This is a genomic window from Streptomyces synnematoformans, assembly GCF_039531005.1.
Classification (GTDB): domain Bacteria; phylum Actinomycetota; class Actinomycetes; order Streptomycetales; family Streptomycetaceae; genus Streptomyces; species Streptomyces synnematoformans.
Genome location: NZ_BAAAPF010000767.1, coordinates 1 through 572, shown reverse-complemented (window position 1 = coordinate 572; position 572 = coordinate 1). Strand labels below are relative to the sequence as shown.

Below are 572 nucleotides of genomic sequence, written 5' to 3'. Positions count from 1 at the left end.
GCCCTACGAGACGCGGTGGCCCCGGGTACGGGTGCGCGTCGCCGGACGGCTGCCCGGGGACGCGGCGCGGGACCCGGTGTTCGGCCCGCTGTACGGCGGGCGCGACGCGGCACCGGGAGAGCAGCGGCCGCTGCTGCTGGCCGGCATCGCCGGGGTGGCGGCAGCGCACCGGGAGCGGGCCGCCGACACGCCGCGCGGCACCGAGGCCGTCCTGTACTACGGCGCCGCCGCCACCCCCGCCGCCCTGCGCGCCACCGGCCCCGGCACCGGGCCCGGCAGCCCGTACGGGGAACTGCTCATCGCCGCCGAGGAGCGGGCCGCGGACCGCGACGACGGTGTGCTCGGCACGATCCGCGCCGCGCACGCCGCGTGCGCGGCGCTGGCCGCCGTGCTGGCGCTGCTCACGCTGCTGGTGGAGCTGCTGCTCTCCGCGCCGGAACGCGCCCGCACCACCGCGTACCTGCGCCTCCTCGGCCTCGACCGGCGCGGCGCCACCGCCCTCGGCGCGCTGCAGCTCGCCCCGCTGGCGCTCGCCGCCGCGGCCGGCGGCCTCGCCCTGGGCCTCGCGCTGC

General features: G+C 81.6%; 1 pseudogene. It reads left to right on the top strand.

Going from position 1 to position 572, the window contains the following annotated elements:
• Nucleotides 1-572, top strand: a pseudogene (locus ABD317_RS37590) (hypothetical protein); the annotation flags it as partial.